The sequence below is a fragment of the Ruegeria sp. BHSA123 genome, from assembly GCF_059613425.1.
Genome location: NZ_JBXWSL010000003.1, coordinates 141,752 through 158,093, shown reverse-complemented (window position 1 = coordinate 158,093; position 16,342 = coordinate 141,752). Strand labels below are relative to the sequence as shown.

Genomic DNA, 16,342 nt, shown 5'->3' with positions numbered 1-16,342 from the left:
GATCGGCTCTCGGACCCCGAGACCGCCTGTCCTGAACGCCGGGACATGTGGCCGGGATTTGTCGCCCGGCAAAGTTGAGAGACCAAGTGATGACCGACACAACAAAACGCCCCGAATTCTTTACCTGCCACAATGGTGACAAAGCGCCTTTGCCGTTCAGCAAGGGTGAATATGATCGCCGTCTCAGCAAGCTTCGCAGCATCATGGCCGCACGTGATATCCCTGCGGTTCTGCTGACATCGATGCAGAATATCGCCTACTACTCGGGCTTTCTGTATTGTTCCTTTGGCCGTCTGTATGGCTGCGTGGTCACTCAAGAGGCCTGCACCACCGTTTCGGCCAACATCGACGCCGGGCAACCGTGGCGTCGGTCGGTCGAAGACAACGTGATTTATACTGACTGGAAGCGCGACAATTATTGGCGTGCGGTTGCAAGCCTGATCGGCAACGCCAAGCGCATCGGCATTGAAGGCGACCACATGACGCTGGCCGCCCGCGACACTGCCCTGCGGATGCTGGGTACCCCCGAGCTGGTTGATATCGCGCCGGATACAATGACCGCCCGCATGGTCAAATCCGCCGAAGAGATTGAATTGATCAAGGGTGGGGCACGCACCGCGGATGTTGGCGGGGCGGCAATCCATGCGGCCATCCGTGAAGGCGCAACTGAGATCGAGATTGCCATGGCGGGCCGTGACGCAATGGAAGAGGAAATCGCGCGCGCCTATCCAGATGCCGAATATCGCGACACCTGGGTTTGGTTCCAGTCCGGGCTGAACACCGATGGCGCGCATAACCCGGTGACAAAACGCGCCCTGCAAAAAGGCGATATCCTGTCGCTGAACACTTTCCCGATGATCTCAGGCTATTACACTGCGCTGGAACGTACCCTGTTTCTGGGCGAGCCGGACGCCGACAGCCTGCGCCTGTGGAAGGCCAATGTGGCGGCCCATGAACTGGGTCTGAGCCTGATCAAACCCGGTGCGACCTGTTCAGGCATCACTGCCGAGATCAACCGTTTCTTTGCCGATGAGGGGCTGCTGCAATACCGCTCGTTCGGGTATGGCCATTCTTTCGGCATCCTCAGCCATTATTACGGGCGCGAGGCCGGTCTGGAATTGCGAGAGGATATCGACACCGTGTTGGAACCTGGCATGGTCGTTTCAATCGAGCCCATGCTGTGGATCCCCGAAGGGCAACCCGGTGCAGGGGGCTACCGCGAGCATGATATTCTGGTGGTTGGCGAAGATGGGGCCGAAAACATTACCGGCTTCCCATATGGGCCTGGCCACAACATTATCGATGCCTGATACAAAGAAGGGGGAGCAAACGCTCCCCCTTCATCTCTCGCGACCGGCGCGTTCGCGAAAGATAAAACCCAGGAAATTCAACAATAGCTGCGCGGCCAGAATCTGCGTGCTTTCGCTGGGGTCATAGGCTGGTGCCACTTCGACAAGGTCGATGCCGACGACATTGCCGCGCTTGGCGAGGCCCTGAAGGATTTCCAGAACGTCATAATACAAAAACCCCCCATGGCTGGGTGTCCCGGTCCCCGCCGCAATAGAGGGGCAAAAGGCGTCGATATCTATTGTCACATAGTACCGAGCACCTTCGGGGATGCGTTCAAGAACAGCCTCGGTTCCCAGCTTTCTCACCTGACGCACGGAAAGGATGTCTGATCCACGTGCGCGCGCGTCCTCGTATCCTTCCTTGGCGGTTGACGAGACGTTTCGAATGCCCAACTGGGTCATCCCTGAGACATAGTCTTTTTCGATCGCCCGTCGCATGGGGTTGCCGTGGCCATTGGTGACACCGTGACGCTCGTCCACGAAATCCAGATGCGCATCGATTTGAACCACGTGGATCGGGCCATTTTGCGCACAATCATCTTCAAACGCGGAAATGCAGGGAATGTTGATAGAGTGATCGCCGCCGATCACAAGCGGCAGCGCCCCTGCGGTCAGGATTTTGCGAACACCATAGGCGATGTTTTCGTGGCTGGCCTCGGTCTTTGTGTGGACGATATCCGCATCCCCCAAATCCACAATACGTACTGAACTGTCCAGATAGGTTGCGTCGTCTTCGTGGTCATAGGCACCGGCATGTCCAAAACTGAACAGGGTCGAAGCTTCACGCACGGCCCGAGGGCCGAACCTTGCCCCGGCGCGCCATTGCGTGCCGAAATCAAATGGCGCACCAAGGACGCAAACATCCGCATCAATATTGTCCCAATCCTCGACATACGGAGATTTTCCAAAGGTCGATATTCCAACGAAAGGTAGGTTCAGTCGACCTGACGCATATCCATGATCCTGCATATTCAATCCTTTTAGATGGCCCTGTCGCCTTGCGTGCAATTGAACATGAGAAGGCGGTGCAATGAAATTATTTTTCTTCGATCAAAACATGTCTGGCGTTCAGACAGGTCCGATCCGGTGCATTCTTTCCGTTTAGCTGTTGGTCGTTTCTCCTCAAACGAAAATTCAGAGGGGCAAGCTGGTATGCAGCAAAATCATTCACGGCAGCACATGATTTTGCGGGCGATACACAGGTCCGGCGAAACGCTGTTGACATGGGCGCAGGTGTTCAATCCACCGATGGCTTTTCCATCACGCCTGCAAAGCCAGCTGCGAGCCGGGCGCAATCGTTGGCGGTGCGCTGTTCAGAGCGTCGCGCGCAAAACCTGCGGCAGCTTTGTATTTGGCCATGAAACTGGCCCTTTCAGCCAAGGGAATGACTGTTTCAATATCGTCGAACACACCGCCACAGCGGTCGTTGACCAAATTCAACAGGCCAAAAGGCCCGGCACCCCGATTGCGAAGGACAAGGTCTGACACCGGACCGCACAGCGTGTCATCATAGGCCGCCAGCGCGGTTGGGCCCACGCCATGCTTGAGCAGACTGGCCCCCAATATGCGGGCGTCCATAATTGCTTGGCTGGCCCCATTCGATCCGGTAGGGTACATCGGGTGTGCGGCGTCTCCGATCAGGGCAACCGGCCCGTCAACCCACGTTTCAACCGGATCGCGGTCGATCATTGGGTTTTCATATGTCACATCCGCACCGCGGATCAGAGTTGGAACATCCAGCCAGTCATAGGTCCATCCGTCAAAATGGTGCGCGAAATCCTTGGCCTCGACCTGCCGGAACCACCCGGTTGCCGCATGCGCGTCCGGGTCATCGTAGGTGACTTCGGCAATCCAGTTTATCAGCGCCATGCCGGTTCCGGGATCAGGGTGTGAGATCGGGTAGATCACCATTCGTTTCTTATGCGTACCCAGTCCGACAAAGGAAGAACCCGTGCGCACGGGCTTTGCCAAAGTTGTGCCGCGCCACATGACGGCGCCTCCCCAATGGATCGGAGGTTGGCTTGGATGCATCTGGTTTCGGATGGCTGAATGGATACCGTCGGCGCCGATTAGAATGGCACCGGTTTCGCGGACGTCCCCCTGGTCAGTTTGCAACCGCACTGTAACCGTCTCATCCGCATTGGTCTGGTATCCCGTGGCCCGAGCACCAAGGCGTACGGCATCCGGGCCTGCGCGTTCGACAAACCGCTGGTAAAGCGCCATGTGAAACGCGCCGCGATGCACTGCGTATTGCGGCCAGTTGTAACCGGCGAAAGTTCCGCGCGGTTCCGAGTAAATCTCGCGCCCGTTCAACCCGACAAGCGCCCATTCCTGCGCAGGGACGCCGAACTTATTCAGATCCTGAGCCGTGAAACCCAGATCGTACAACTCGCGCACAGCGTTGGGTTGCAGGTTTATTCCGACACCCAGCGGGCGCGGGTGCCGAACGCTTTCAAAGACAGTGCAGTCGATGCCAATCTGATGCAGTGTCAGTGCCAGCGACAACCCAGCAATACCACCACCCGCGATCAGCACTTTTGGATCTGTCATGTTGCGTTCCTTTCAGTCCGATTGGTGGCGGGTATCGGTTGTCGATAATCTGCGCGCTTGGATCCAGCCTCAACCGCAAATGCGTTTGATCCGTTCCGGGGATGGATGAAGGCTTGCGGCGTTGCGCAGCCGCACCCGCAGACAAGTCAGAGCGGTATCAATCGTCGTTTGCATGAACCCATGCGCCATCGCCGCGCTGTCACCCTGTTTCAGCTTTCTTCGAGCGGATTGCCAATTGTCCAGTGCGTCCGAGATCGCATCGCATGTCCAATGCTCGGCTTCATGCGCAACAAATTCGGCAAAGGCGTCGCCCGCAGGCTCTGCGGCAAGACGTGTTGCCAGCATACGCGCATGTATGCCGTTGGCCCCTTCATAGATCGAGGTAATTCGGGCATCGCGATAGGTCTGCTCCAGCCGGTATTCGCGCAAATAGCCATAGCCGCCCAGTACCTGCATACCCAATTCGGCGGCCTTGATACCGGCTTCGGTGCAATAGACCTTGGCAACCGGGGTCAGAAAATCGACTAGGTCAGGCGATGTACCCCGTTCCATGGTGACAAATGCAAGATGTGCAAGACTGCGGCTGCTGATTGCCAGCCAGTCGATTTGATCCAGCATACGGCGGATGTCGGCATGTTGATCCAGTGTTGCCGGTTGACCGTCGGCATTGCGTCCCTGCACCCTTTCACTGGCAAAAGTACTGGCAATGTCATAGGCCCGCGCGGCGTGCGCGACGCCCTGTAGGGCGACATCAAGCCGGGCGTGGTTCATCATGGTGAACATGGCCAGCAGACCTTCACCTTCGGCCCCGATCAGTTCAGCTTTGGCACCATCAAATGCCAGCTGGCACGTGGGTGAGGCATGCAGGCCCATCTTTTCCTCGATGCGCGTTACGGTAACGTGGTTACGGCTGCCGTCAGTGCAGGTGCTGGGGCATAGAAACAGCGATAAACCTCTGAGGCCTTCATCGGACGTTCGCGCAAGCACAAGATGCAGGATATGATCGCTCATGTCCTGGTCACCGCCAGAGATAAAGATTTTTTCTCCAGTGATCTTCCAGCCATCTTCAGAAGGTTCCGCCCGGCAGCGCACGCGAGAAAGGTCAGACCCGGCCCCGGGTTCGGTCAGGCACATGGTGGCCAGAGTTTCACCCGAGGCCAGAGAGGGAATGTACCGGGACTGCTGATCTTTCGTGCCAAAGCGCAACAAGGTACGCACCGCGCCCGGAACCAACCCAGTAACCATCTGAAGGCTGTGGTTTGCGCCCGAAAACACCTCGGACGTTATGGCCAGTATCAGGGCACCAAGCCCTTGACCGCCATATTCTCCAGGCACGGCGAGCGAGGGCCAGCCCTGTTCCGAATACGTTGCATAAACTTGGGCAAAGCCGGCAGGCATGTATACGCGACCGTTTTCCTGCGAGCATCCCTGCCTGTCTCCCGGCTCGTCCAGCGGGGCAATTTCACCTTGTGCGAAGGCGGCAAAATGTTCGCCGATCTCACCAGCAAGGTCAGCGTCCCAATCTGGAAGATCGGTGGCCCGGACTACGTGGTTCAACGTGAATAAGATGTCCGCAAGTGGGGCTTCGAATGGCTTCATGATCATGTCACCCGATAGCTGGTGACTTCGACGACCACGACGCGGTCCGGTTCTGGCGGTTCGGCACAGTCGAAGTTCAAAGTGACTGGGTAGGGCAGTGATGGGGCAGGGGGCAGCATCACGGGGTCAGTCCCAGCAGGCGCGCGGCATTGCCTTTGATGATGTCCGGGCGCAGTTCGTCCTTGATATTGATCTTCTCGAAATCCGACAGCCAGCGTTCTGGAGTGATCATGGGCCAGTCGGACCCAAACAGGACCTTTTTCTTGAGGATCGAGTTGCAGTATTTCACCAGAATCTCGGGGAAGTACTTTGGTGACCAACCGGACAGGTCGATATAGACGTTGGGCTTGTGCTGCGCCACGGACAGTGCCTCTTCCTGCCAGGGAAATGACGGATGCGCGAGGATGATCTTCATATCCGGAAAATCGACGGCGACGTCATCCATGAACATCGGGTTCGAGTATTTAAGCCGCATTCCGTTACCACCCCGCATGCCCGAACCGACACCGGTCTGACCAGTGTGAAACAGGGCGATGCAGCCTTCCTCGGCGATTGCTTCGTAAAGGTCATAAGCCATGCGCTCATTGGGGTAGAACCCCTGCATCGTCGGATGAAACTTGAACCCTTTGATACCAAATTCGCGGATCAGGCGGCGCGCCTCGCGTGCGCCCATCTTGCCCTTGTGCGGATCAATTGACGCAAACGGGATCAGCACGTCGTCATTTTCCGCCGCCAATGCGGCAACTTCTTCGTTCTTGTAGCGCCGATAGCCGGTTTCCCGCTCGGCATCGACCGGGAAGATCACCGCGGCTATGTTTTGCTCGCGATAGTGCTGTGCAGTTTCGGGAACCGTAGGCGGATGGCTCCACGGCGCGCCAAAGTAGTTGGCCATGGTTGCCTGCAGGTCGTCATAGCCGTCATCCGAGTGGCACCCGCAGGGTTCTTCAGCGTGGGTGTGAATGTCGATTGCGCGAACCTTGGAGATATCGACCATCTGTTCGTTCCTTTCTCAGATCTTTATGATTGCCGGATCGGCGTCGTCATAAAGACGCTCAAGTAAATTTTGCCGGCGTGTCAGTATCTTGCGGAAATTGAGGTTCCCCTTGGCGGTCATTTCGCCCTCGGGCATCGAGGCGGGCTCGCTAAGGACAATGGCGCGCCCGACCCGTGTGGAGCTGCCCGATAACTCGCGGGCGCGCTCTGCCAGGCGGCGGTGAATTTCGCCTTGCAGCAATTTGCAGCAGTAGGCGCCTCTGTCGTCGTTCAGGTCAAATCCTTCCCGCTTCAGCTCGGCGACATCGGGAAAGACCATGACGCCGATCTCATTTCTGTCGGCACCTGTAATGACCAGATCTGAGGCAAGAGGCGCAAGACAGGTCAACAAGTCCATCCTCAATTGCGCGGCCCGCACCCATGTTCCGGTCAGCAATTTGAAATCCTCGGATATCCGGCCGTCGAATTTCATACCTTTGTTTACGTCCTGCGGGTCGATGAACCGCATGGCGTCGCCGGTAATGAAAAACCCTTCTTCATCGAAAACGCTGGCTGTCTTGCCCGGCTCGTTGAAGTACCCGGGCATCACGTTTGGCCCTTTGATGCGCATTTCGCATCGCATGTCTTCATCCGGTATCAGCTTGAGTGTCACGCCGTTCATCGGAACGCCAACAACCCCGGAACGGTCAATGGGCTCGGACTGCATCATTGTGGCGGGCGCTGTCTCGGTCAGCCCCCAGGACGAGGTCATCAGCGGTATCTCACCTTTGACATCCAGCGCCATCTGTTCAAATCCAGACCAGATGTCCTGTGGCAGTGAAGCGCCCGCATAAAAGATCAGATCAAGTTCTTCGAAAAACCGCCGACGCAAATCGCCATCCCGCTGCAATGCGCCCAGCAGCATGCTGTAACCTACGGGGACATTGAAGCTGAGCGTGCCGGTGACCATGGACAGGTTTTCCAGCGTCCTCTCAAACAGACCGGCTACCGGTTTGCCGTCGTCGATGTAGAAGCTTCCGCCGTTGGCGAGCATCATGTTGAAGTTATGAGATCCGCCAAAGACGTGGTTCCATGGCAGCCAATCGACCACACGGGGCGGACGCGTGCGCAGAAATGGCAACCCGTCGGCCAGCATGGTCTGGTTCACGCACATCATGCGTTGGGTCGTGATGACCCCCTTCGGGGCCGAGGTTGAACCGCTGGTCATTAGGATCTTGGCGACGGAATCGGGGCCAACCAGTTCATAGGCTGCCTCCAGATCGACACTGACATCCCCTTTGAGAAGTTCGTCGAACGCTGTGACCTGACTGTTCCTGCCTTTTCGGCTGGCTACGATTTCGACCCCTTGAAGCGCATCCAGTTCCAGCGCCTCTCGGTATTGATCCGCATCGACGACATAGGCCATCTTCGGGCGCACCAGTTCGATGGCATGGCGCAGGCGGCCATGTGCACCGTGGATCAAGGCGTATTGTTCGGCTACGGGCGCAGTCGGTACGCCAATGTACTGAGCAGCCAGGCTCAGCAGACCATGATCCAAGCCGTTGCCGCTCATGATCAGGATCGGTTTGTCAGGCCCCATCCCACGCGCCAATAGCGAGCTTGCGATTGCCCGCACCTTTTCAAGCGTGGTCGCATAGCTTTCCTTGCGCCATCCTGCGCCGCTGCGTTCAGCAATGAACGTGCGGTCAGGCGCGTCCGAGGCCCAGGCGTGCAGCCAGACACCGGTTTTGTCGACGACAGGACCAAGAGTGTGGTTTGATTTCAGCAGGATGGAACCGTCGGCCCGATCTTCGCGCGAAACAGAATGCACCAGGTATTCCGATGTGCGTTGCATGATCAGCCCCTTTTCCTCGCTTTTTCGATCGTCCTGAGGGCATCGAAAACGGTGGTGATGGTTGCGTCATCCAAACAGGCCAGCAGCTTGCCTTCGTGGGCGGTAACCGCGGCGACGGCCTTTTCATATAATTGCCTGCCCGCCAGTGTCGTCCTTAGCGCATAGGCGCGCCGGTCGGTCGGTACCCGGTCGCGGACGATCAGTTCCCTGCGCTCCAGCTCGTCAATGATGACGACAAGGTTCGGGCGCTCGATATCCATTGCGTCAGCCAGTTGGGACTGCCGCAAACCGGGGTTATCGACGATGAGAACCAGTGCCGTATAAGTCAGCATTCGCAGACCAAAGGGACGCAGAGTTGTTGTCAGGTCTTCCTGCACCACATTGAAGGCCCGTTTCATGCGATACCCGACAAACCCCCGCAGCGTGGCATCGCTGATCGTGTTAGGCGCGCCGTCTTCTGGCGTGTGTTCATTTTTCCTTTTCATGTGTTCACCTGAAGTTCGGGGCGCGCTTTTCAAGATAGGCCCGCAGTCCTTCCTGCGCATCTGGTGTTGTTTGCGACAGGGCCGCGGCCAGCGATTCAGTAAACAGTCCGTCGTTCTGCGACATTTCATTGATCCGCGCGACCGCCTGAATCATCAGATAATTTGACAGTGGCGCGTTTCGGGAAATCTTACCTGCCAGCTTTTGGGCCAGCGCCAAAGCCTCGCCTTCACCCACGCTATAATGTGCAAGCCCCAGCGATACCCCTTCATCGGCACCATATTTGCGGCCGGTCAACATCATCTCGGTCATCCGATCGGCCCCCAGCAGGCGACCGACCCGCGCGGTCGCACCGCCACCGACAAATATTCCGCGCCGGCCTTCGGGAAGCTGAAAGATCGTCGAAGGTTCAGCGATGCGAACATGTGTTGCCGCTGCAAGCTCCAGCCCGCCGCCGATCACGGCGCCAAACATGGCCGAGACAACCGCAAGCCCACCCAACTGGATCTTGTCCATGACACTGTGCCAGTGGCGGGAATGGTGCAGGTTTTCCTCGGCCGTACGATGAACATGCTCGGACAGGTCCAATCCGGAACAATAATGCCCTTCAGTTCCGGTCAGGATCACCACGCGCACGTTCTTGGGTGGAGCTGAAAAGAAATCATCCAGCGCGCCTAACAGTTCCTCGCACATCGCGTTTCGCTTGTCAGGGCGGTTCATGGTCAGGGTCGCGATGGATCCGTTGACCTCAATGTTCAGGATTTGGCTGTCCATGGGGAACTCCTTACCGGGGCGGCAGACGAACGGCGCCATCAAGTCGAATAGTGGTGCCATTCAAAAACGGGTTTTCAACGATCTGTTCGGCGAGCATTGCGAACTCACGCGCTTCGCCAAGGCGGGCCGGGAAGGGAATGTTCGCAGTGATCTTGGCACTGACCTCTTCCGGCAAGCCTTCCATCATTGGCGTGTGGAACAGGCCAGGTGCGATGGCCATCACCCGAATCCCCGACTGCGCGAGCTCCCGTGCGGCAGGCAGGCACATCGAGGCGATTGCCCCTTTGGATGCGGCATAAGCGGCTTGACCCAATTGACCGTCCTGCCACGCAACCGACGCCGTGTTGATGATCACACCGCGTTCACCGTCAGCCAACGGGTCGAGACCGGCCATGTGTCTCGCCGCGTGGCTCATGACGTTGTAGGTGCCAAAAAGGTTCACGCGCAGAGTTTTCTCGAACACGTCGAATGACAGCTTGCCTTCGCGCCCGACGATCCTGGCCGCCATGCCGACGCCCGCACAACTGACAGCGATTCTGGGTGCTGACCCGAAATGGGCTATTGCCGTCTCAAACGCGGCACTGACGGCGGCCTCGTCACTGACATCGGCTTGCAGGGCAAGACCACCAATTTCGTCAGCAACTGCCTTCGCACCTTCAGCATTGAAATCCAAAACGGCAACCTTTGCTCCGCTGGCGGCGAAATGCCTAGCCGTTGCAGCACCCAGCCCGCTTCCGCCGCCGGTGACCAGGGCGACACATCCACTTAACTGCATCGTGCTCTCTCCATTTTAGTATGTTCAATCATTGTTGTGTCTCATATCTATTTTCGGATGGGCCCGCCCCGGACCGCTGATGGTGATTTCGCTAGGGGATCAGGAACAGGGTAATGGCCGGAAACAGCACCAGGATCATGACCCGAATGATGTCAGAGGTGACAAACCACATCACTGCCTTGTAAGTTTGGGTCATCGGGGTTGAACGATCCATAGCGTTGATAATGAACAGGTTCATCCCGACCGGAGGGGTGATCAGCCCGACCTCGACAACGATCAGAACCAGAATACCGAACCAGATGGCCACATGCTCGGGGCTCATGCCGAAATCCAGTGCGCTGATGACCGGAAAGAAGATCGGGATAGTCAGCAGGATCATTGACAGGCTGTCCATCAGACATCCAAAGATCAGGTAGAACACCAGGATCAGGCACAACACCATCCACGGGCTGAGCCCAAGTCCAACGACCCAGCCAGACAGTTCCTGCGGTACCTGAGTGAGCGCTAGGAAACTGTTATACAGCCCTGCGCCCAACACGATGAAGAAGATCATCGCCGTGCTTGAGGCCGTTGCAATGATGCTTTCGACGAAGACCTGCCAGTTCAGATTGCCCGAGATCAGAGCAATCAGCCCGGTTCCCGCCGCCCCCACGGCTGCGCCTTCGGTTGGGGTGAACCAGCCAAGATAGATGCCACCGACAACAAGGCCAAAAACCAGCAGGACAGGCCAGACATCCAGCAGTGCCCGAACGCGTTCAGGATACGGGATCGCTTCGCGGGTGCCCGCGGCGTCAGGATACATGCGCACATAGATCGAAATCGTGATGATATAGCCGAGCGCTGCCAGAATGCCGGGGACAAAGGCCGCGAGAAACAGCTTGGCGATATTCTGTTCCGTCAGGATCGCATAGATCACAAGGATCACCGAAGGCGGGATCAGAATGCCCAATGTGCCGCCAGCAGCAAGCGTTGCGGTTGAAAACCCGCCGGAATAGCCGTAGCGGCGCAGTTCGGGCAGCGCGACACGGCTCATCGTTGCGGCAGTGGCAAGGGAGGACCCGCAGATTGCGCCAAATCCGGCACAAGCGCCGACTGCCGCCATGGCGACGCCCCCTTTGCGGTGGCCCAGCCAGCTTTCAGCAGCTTTGAACAAGGCTGAAGACATGCCCGACAATGTCGCGAACTGCCCCATCAGCAGGAACATCGGAATGATCGTCAGCGAATAGCTGGAAAAGGTTGAGTAGGTTTCGGTTTTGAGCTTGGCCATGAACATGCTGGTGCCACCCATGGCAAAATACAGCCCGCCAATCCCGCACAGCAACATGGCAAGGCCAATCGGTGCGCGCAGAAAGATCATGATCAGAAGTACGGGAAAGGACACGTAGCCCAGTTCGAGCATGGTCAATGTGCGGCCTCCCCGCGGTAGGGCAGGATATGACGCCCGGTGACAAGCTCGATGACCTGCGCGACGGCGCAATAGACAGCAACAAGTGATGCGACAAGGGCGGCAACAAAGCTTAGCCCATAGGCCCACCAAACCGGAAATTGCAGCAGAAAGGTCGTTTCACCATAGTCCAGCTTGTTTTGCATGCCGACAAACAAGCGCCACGTAATCAAAAGAATGACAAGCGACAGGACGAATTCCCAGAATGTGATGATCACTTTGTTCGCCTTTGTCGGAAGCGTGTTGGTGAATACGTCGACTGTGGCGTGAGAGCCATAGAGCTGGCAGATCGGCAGGAACGAGAATATGGCGAATGCAATGCCGGCTTCGACCAGTTCAAAATCGCCATTCACCGGCCCGACGCCCGATGCAATCAGCGCATTTGCCGCTGCTTCCGACAGTGACGTCATAACGTCCGAGTGGCCCAGCGTATTCAGGCCGCGCCCCAGCACGCTGACACAGGTCAGCAGGACCAGCGCAGTCAGAACCACACCGCCGAGAACGGCCATGAAGCGCGCGATGCGCTCTACCAGTTTCTGCATGATCAACTCCAAAGGGATTGCTCTCCCGGCGGGAAATAGCGCCGGAAGAGCGACCGGATCAGTTGCCGGAGTATTGCGAAATCAGTTCGAGCGCGCGGGCGCGCAAGCCAGTTCCATCCAGACCTTTTTCATCCATCTCGGCGATCCAGGCGTCAGTGGTCGGCTGTGATGCTGCCTTCCATTCCGCGACCTGTTCCGGGCTCAGCGTGATGATGTTGTTGCCGCGTTCCATCGCCTGCTTGTGAGGCCCGTCGTCATCGGCCTGCATCTGCTTGCCTGCGAAGGCCGAGAATTCAGCACCCGAGTTGGCGTCGATGACGGCCTTCAGATCATCCGGCAGTGCATCCCAGCGGTCCTTGTTCATCGCGAAGATGAAAGTGGTGGTGTATAGCGTGTCGTCGCCAAAGGTCGTGTGGTTTCCGACCAGCTCGTTGACCTTCAGGGCGCCGGTCACTTCCCAGGGAATCACGGTGGCGTCGATCACGCCTTTGGACAGCGCTTCAGGCACCGCAGGAACAGGCATGCCAACCGGGGTTGCTCCAAGCGAGCTGAAAAGGCCGTTGGTTACGCGTGTCGGTGCGCGCAGCTTTACGCCGTTCAGATCCTCGATGCTTTCGATCGGTTCCTTTGAATGGATCAAACCGGGGCCGTGCACCCAGAGCCCGAGTACTTTGAACTGCTTGAAGTCATCGTCCATCATGGTTTCTTCGGCCAGATCCCAATAGGCGCGTGAGACGGCTTCGGCATTAGTCATGGTGAACGGCAGTTCGAACACCTCGGTTCGGGGAAAGCGGCCTGGTGTATATCCGGACACAGTCCAGACAATGTCTGCCACACCATCAATGGCTTGGTCGATCAGTTCGGGGGGTTTGCCCCCAAGCTGCATGGACGGAAACCTTTGAATTTCGATCCGGCCATCCGAATCCGCTTCGACCTTGTCGGCCCAGACATCCAGAACGTTCTTGGGTACGTTGGCTTGTGCCGGCAGGAATTGGTGCATCCGCAGTGTCACTTCGGCCGCGATGGCAGTGGTTGACATGGCACCGAAAGCAATCGCTGTCACTGCAGATTTGAGTATGGTTCTGCGCAAGTTGGTCATGGTCTCCTCCCTAGATGACCTATGAGTATCATCCCCTGTTCATGATTGCTCATATTAGTTATGTTTTATAACGAGTTATATCCACTTTTTTAGTGTTTGGTTTCAGGTCCTTTTCGGAAAACAGAATGTTCACACATGTGAACCTTTTCGTCGAAACGCTACGCATCAGACAGGTCATGCGCGGACGCAATTTATCCTCTCAGGATTACATTGCCCTCGGTTGGCTCAAAGGTAAATTGAGATTTCTTAGATTTTAGTTTCTAGTTTCGGAAACTAAAGCTAAAAAATGGTGGATTTGCTTTCCTTGTTTTAATTGAACCAGCGTCCGCTTTGTAATTCAAGGCCGTGTGTTATCGTCGGTGACAGCATCAACTGCCTTGCCTGCGAGCTTCAGGAACGTTTCGCGTTCATTCGGAGTTAGCCCTCCGAGGATCTCGTTTTGCAGGTCAATTACGACTGGCATAGCCGCCGCAAGGATGTCTTTTCCTTTTCCCGATAAGGTGACCTCTCGCGCGCGTCTGTCACGTTGACTGACCGAGCGTTTGACGTAGTTTTTCTGCTCCAGCCGGTCGATGACCCCGCCGATTGTTGCGCGGTCATAGGCGATTTTCGCCGCGACTGTGGCCTGATCAATGCCGGGTTCGGCGCGAATTGTTTCAAGTGCTGCGAACTGAACGGATGTAAGGTCAATCCCGGCCTCCTGCATCCGGACCGAGAACACGTGGGTTGAAATCTGATTGAGCCTGCGGATGAGGTGGCCCGCCATTCCGTAAATACTCACGCAAAACCTCCGAAATCACTTTACGCCGTCACTTATTCCAGAATTACCGCGGCAATTAGTGAGTGTACATATCTTTGTTGACAGGAAATAGTAAGTACAGTTATTAAATTTATGTGAATCTGCGGAGGAGGGGACAATGCAATATTACGTTGATGGATTTCGTCCGGGTGACCCGGATATCAAACCGGCTGCGCTCAGCCGCTCCGATCACCACAACCACCCCGCAACCATCCCCGAAAAGGTTGACGTTCTGATCGCGGGTTGTGGACCGGCGGGGCTTTGCCTTGCAGCGCAACTGGCCGGGTTCGCCGAAATTTCGACAATGATCGTGGATCAAAAGCCTGGTCCGATGGAGAAAGGCCAGGCGGATGGCGTCAACGTCCGCTCGATGGAGATGTTTCAGGCGTTTGGTTTTGCTGAGAAAGTGAAGCGCGAAGCGTATTGGGTCAACCAAACGGCATTCTGGACGCCCGATCCCGCAAGCCCGGGCCACATCCGCCGGGCGGGCACGGTGCAGGACGTTGCCGAAGATCAATCCGAGATGCCACATACCTTGATGAATCAGGCCCGGATTCATGAGCTGTTTCTGGATGTGATGAGAAACGCTCCAACGCGGCTGCAACCCCATTACGGGCTTCGTGTCAGCGATTTCACAATTGATACCGGTTCCACGGATCACCCCGTCACGGCAGAGCTTGAACGCTTGGGCGATGATGGTGGCGTGGTTGAACGGCTTACAGTGCGTGCCAACTATGTCGTAGGCTGTGACGGTGCACGCAGCAATGTGCGCAAGGCCATCGGGGGTAAGCTGCAAGGCGATGCCGCACATCAGGCGTGGGGCGTTATGGACATTCTGGCGAATTCCGATTTTCCCGATTTGCGGCGGAAATGCCTTGTTCAATCGGCATCGGAAGGAAACGTTCTGATCCTTCCGCGCGAGGGCGGATACCTGTTCCGAATGTATGTCGAGCTTGACAAACTGAACCCGGATGAGCGGATCGCCAACCGCAATCTGACGGCTGACCATATCATCGCTGCCGCGAACCGGATCATGCGTCCTTATTCCATCGACGTAAAAGAAGTCGTTTGGTGGTCGGTCTACGAGATTGGCCACAGGCTGACCGACAAGTTCGACGATGTTCCTAAGCATGAAGTTGCTACACGCACCCCGCGCGTTTTCACGGCGGGCGACGCCTGCCACACGCATAGCCCCAAGGCGGGTCAGGGGATGAACGTGTCGATGGGCGATACTTTTAACCTGGGCTGGAAACTGGTGCATGTGCTGACAGGAAGGTCAAAGCCTGATCTTCTTCACAGCTACTCGGCCGAGCGTTTGCAAGAGGCCAAAAGACTGGTCGAAACCGACCATAAATGGGCCCGGATCATGAGTGCGCCTCCGGGCGAGTCAGAGCTTGACGGCACCGATAGGCCCCGAATTCAAAAACAGTTTATCGAAAATCTGGAGTTCACCGGCGGGCTTTCGGTTCACTATGGGCCTTCGGACTTGGTCGCCGAACCGGTTCACCAGCATCTGGCGCGTGGGCTGGTTATAGGCAAGCGATTTCATTCAGCACCAGTTGTCCGGCTTGCAGATGCCATGCCCATGCAATTGGGGCATGTGGCCGAAGCGGATGCGCGCTGGAGGCTCTATGCCTTCGCAGGACAGAGAGACGCAGGTACCCAAGGCGGATCGATCCATCAGCTTTGCGAGGTTTTGCAAAGCGATCCGAACTCTCCTCTGCGACGGTTTGTGCGCCCTGACGAAGACATCGACGGTTTGATAGACCTACGGGCCATCTTCCCGCAGGATTTCATATCGCTGAATTATGAGGATATGCCGTCTCTTTTGAAACCCGAGAAGGGCAGGTATGGCCTGCGCGACTTCGAGAAGGTTTTTTGCGTTGATCACAAGAGGCGTGAAGACATCTACGAAATGCGCGGAATTGATCGGACAAAGGGCTGTATGGTCGTCGTCAGGCCGGACCAATATGTGGCGCATATCCTGCCATTAGAGTGTCACGCTGACCTGTTTGACTTCCTCTCCAGGCTATTTGTTGCGGGCGGCGGTCGATAAGTGCGACGACTCAGACCCCAACGGACCGCCGTTACGAGGGGAGAA

Annotated in this window: 14 protein-coding genes; 2 read left to right on the top strand and 12 right to left on the bottom strand. The window is 56.8% G+C overall.

Annotated elements, in window-relative coordinates; genetic code table 11:
• The first annotated feature begins 89 nt into the window (after positions 1-89).
• Positions 90-1,310, top strand: a complete 1,221-nt coding sequence (locus tag AC2FNC_RS02875) for an aminopeptidase P family protein (protein ID WP_496714566.1) — start codon at positions 90-92, stop codon at positions 1,308-1,310.
• Between the two features lie 30 nt (positions 1,311-1,340).
• Here the strand turns inward: AC2FNC_RS02875 and speB are convergent, their stop codons facing one another.
• The 12 genes from speB to AC2FNC_RS02815 form a co-directional block, all read right to left on the bottom strand.
• Positions 1,341-2,318, bottom strand: a complete 978-nt coding sequence (gene speB, locus AC2FNC_RS02870) for an agmatinase (protein WP_480516465.1) — start codon at positions 2,316-2,318, stop codon at positions 1,341-1,343.
• Between the two features lie 291 nt (positions 2,319-2,609).
• A complete protein-coding gene (locus AC2FNC_RS02865) occupies positions 2,610-3,899 on the bottom strand; it encodes a flavin-dependent oxidoreductase (protein WP_496714565.1) in 1,290 nt (429 codons plus the stop codon).
• Positions 3,900-3,968: 69 nt separating this feature from the next.
• Positions 3,969-5,498, bottom strand: coding sequence for an acyl-CoA dehydrogenase family protein (locus AC2FNC_RS02860; protein WP_496714564.1), 1,530 nt, complete (start codon positions 5,496-5,498; stop codon positions 3,969-3,971).
• Between the two features lie 118 nt (positions 5,499-5,616).
• A complete protein-coding gene (locus AC2FNC_RS02855) occupies positions 5,617-6,492 on the bottom strand; it encodes an amidohydrolase family protein (RefSeq protein WP_496714563.1) in 876 nt (291 codons plus the stop codon).
• Positions 6,493-6,507: 15 nt separating this feature from the next.
• Positions 6,508-8,325, bottom strand: coding sequence for a feruloyl-CoA synthase (locus AC2FNC_RS02850; RefSeq protein WP_496714562.1), 1,818 nt, complete (start codon positions 8,323-8,325; stop codon positions 6,508-6,510).
• A gap of 2 nt (positions 8,326-8,327) precedes the next feature.
• Positions 8,328-8,810 carry a MarR family winged helix-turn-helix transcriptional regulator gene (locus AC2FNC_RS02845; RefSeq protein WP_496714561.1) on the bottom strand — a complete coding sequence of 161 codons (483 nt, stop codon included), beginning with the start codon at positions 8,808-8,810 and terminating at the stop codon, positions 8,328-8,330.
• 4 nt (positions 8,811-8,814) lie between these two features.
• On the bottom strand, positions 8,815-9,582 hold the full coding sequence (locus tag AC2FNC_RS02840; RefSeq protein WP_496714560.1) for a crotonase/enoyl-CoA hydratase family protein: 768 nt from the start codon (positions 9,580-9,582) through the stop codon (positions 8,815-8,817).
• Positions 9,583-9,592: 10 nt separating this feature from the next.
• Positions 9,593-10,357, bottom strand: coding sequence for an SDR family NAD(P)-dependent oxidoreductase (locus AC2FNC_RS02835; protein ID WP_480476332.1), 765 nt, complete (start codon positions 10,355-10,357; stop codon positions 9,593-9,595).
• A 91-nt stretch (positions 10,358-10,448) separates the two neighbouring features.
• A complete protein-coding gene (locus tag AC2FNC_RS02830; RefSeq protein WP_209504353.1) occupies positions 10,449-11,762 on the bottom strand; it encodes a TRAP transporter large permease in 1,314 nt (437 codons plus the stop codon).
• The gene (locus AC2FNC_RS02825; RefSeq protein ID WP_480554606.1) at positions 11,759-12,343 is read right to left on the bottom strand and encodes a TRAP transporter small permease; all 585 of its coding nucleotides are present in this window, start codon (positions 12,341-12,343) and stop codon (positions 11,759-11,761) included. The genes AC2FNC_RS02830 and AC2FNC_RS02825 overlap by 4 nt, the downstream gene beginning before the upstream one ends.
• Before the next feature lie 58 nt (positions 12,344-12,401).
• Positions 12,402-13,442 carry a TRAP transporter substrate-binding protein gene (locus AC2FNC_RS02820; RefSeq protein ID WP_480516481.1) on the bottom strand — a complete coding sequence of 347 codons (1,041 nt, stop codon included), beginning with the start codon at positions 13,440-13,442 and terminating at the stop codon, positions 12,402-12,404.
• Positions 13,443-13,779: 337 nt separating this feature from the next.
• Positions 13,780-14,223 (bottom strand): MarR family winged helix-turn-helix transcriptional regulator, encoded by a 444-nt coding sequence (locus tag AC2FNC_RS02815; protein ID WP_480516483.1) that lies wholly within the window; start codon positions 14,221-14,223, stop codon positions 13,780-13,782.
• A gap of 136 nt (positions 14,224-14,359) precedes the next feature.
• On the opposite strand from AC2FNC_RS02815, the gene AC2FNC_RS02810 reads away from it, so the two are divergent.
• Positions 14,360-16,297: an FAD-dependent monooxygenase gene (locus tag AC2FNC_RS02810; RefSeq protein ID WP_496714559.1), complete on the top strand. Its 1,938-nt coding sequence runs from the start codon at positions 14,360-14,362 to the stop codon at positions 16,295-16,297.
• Positions 16,298-16,342 lie beyond the last annotated feature (45 nt).

What these genes read in the sequence shown, in the direction of transcription:
- AC2FNC_RS02875 (WP_496714566.1), top strand. Translation starts at nt 90, where the DNA reads ATGACCGACACAACAAAACGCCCCGAATTCTTTACCTGCCACAATGGT.
- speB (WP_480516465.1), bottom strand. Translation starts at nt 2,318, where the DNA reads ATGCAGGATCATGGATATGCGTCAGGTCGACTGAACCTACCTTTCGTT.
- AC2FNC_RS02865 (WP_496714565.1), bottom strand. Translation starts at nt 3,899, where the DNA reads ATGACAGATCCAAAAGTGCTGATCGCGGGTGGTGGTATTGCTGGGTTG.
- AC2FNC_RS02860 (WP_496714564.1), bottom strand. Translation starts at nt 5,498, where the DNA reads ATGAAGCCATTCGAAGCCCCACTTGCGGACATCTTATTCACGTTGAAC.
- AC2FNC_RS02855 (WP_496714563.1), bottom strand. Translation starts at nt 6,492, where the DNA reads ATGGTCGATATCTCCAAGGTTCGCGCAATCGACATTCACACCCACGCT.
- AC2FNC_RS02850 (WP_496714562.1), bottom strand. Translation starts at nt 8,325, where the DNA reads ATGCAACGCACATCGGAATACCTGGTGCATTCTGTTTCGCGCGAAGAT.
- AC2FNC_RS02845 (WP_496714561.1), bottom strand. Translation starts at nt 8,810, where the DNA reads ATGAAAAGGAAAAATGAACACACGCCAGAAGACGGCGCGCCTAACACG.
- AC2FNC_RS02840 (WP_496714560.1), bottom strand. Translation starts at nt 9,582, where the DNA reads ATGGACAGCCAAATCCTGAACATTGAGGTCAACGGATCCATCGCGACC.
- AC2FNC_RS02835 (WP_480476332.1), bottom strand. Translation starts at nt 10,357, where the DNA reads ATGCAGTTAAGTGGATGTGTCGCCCTGGTCACCGGCGGCGGAAGCGGG.
- AC2FNC_RS02825 (WP_480554606.1), bottom strand. Translation starts at nt 12,343, where the DNA reads ATGCAGAAACTGGTAGAGCGCATCGCGCGCTTCATGGCCGTTCTCGGC.
- AC2FNC_RS02820 (WP_480516481.1), bottom strand. Translation starts at nt 13,442, where the DNA reads ATGACCAACTTGCGCAGAACCATACTCAAATCTGCAGTGACAGCGATT.
- AC2FNC_RS02810 (WP_496714559.1), top strand. Translation starts at nt 14,360, where the DNA reads ATGCAATATTACGTTGATGGATTTCGTCCGGGTGACCCGGATATCAAA.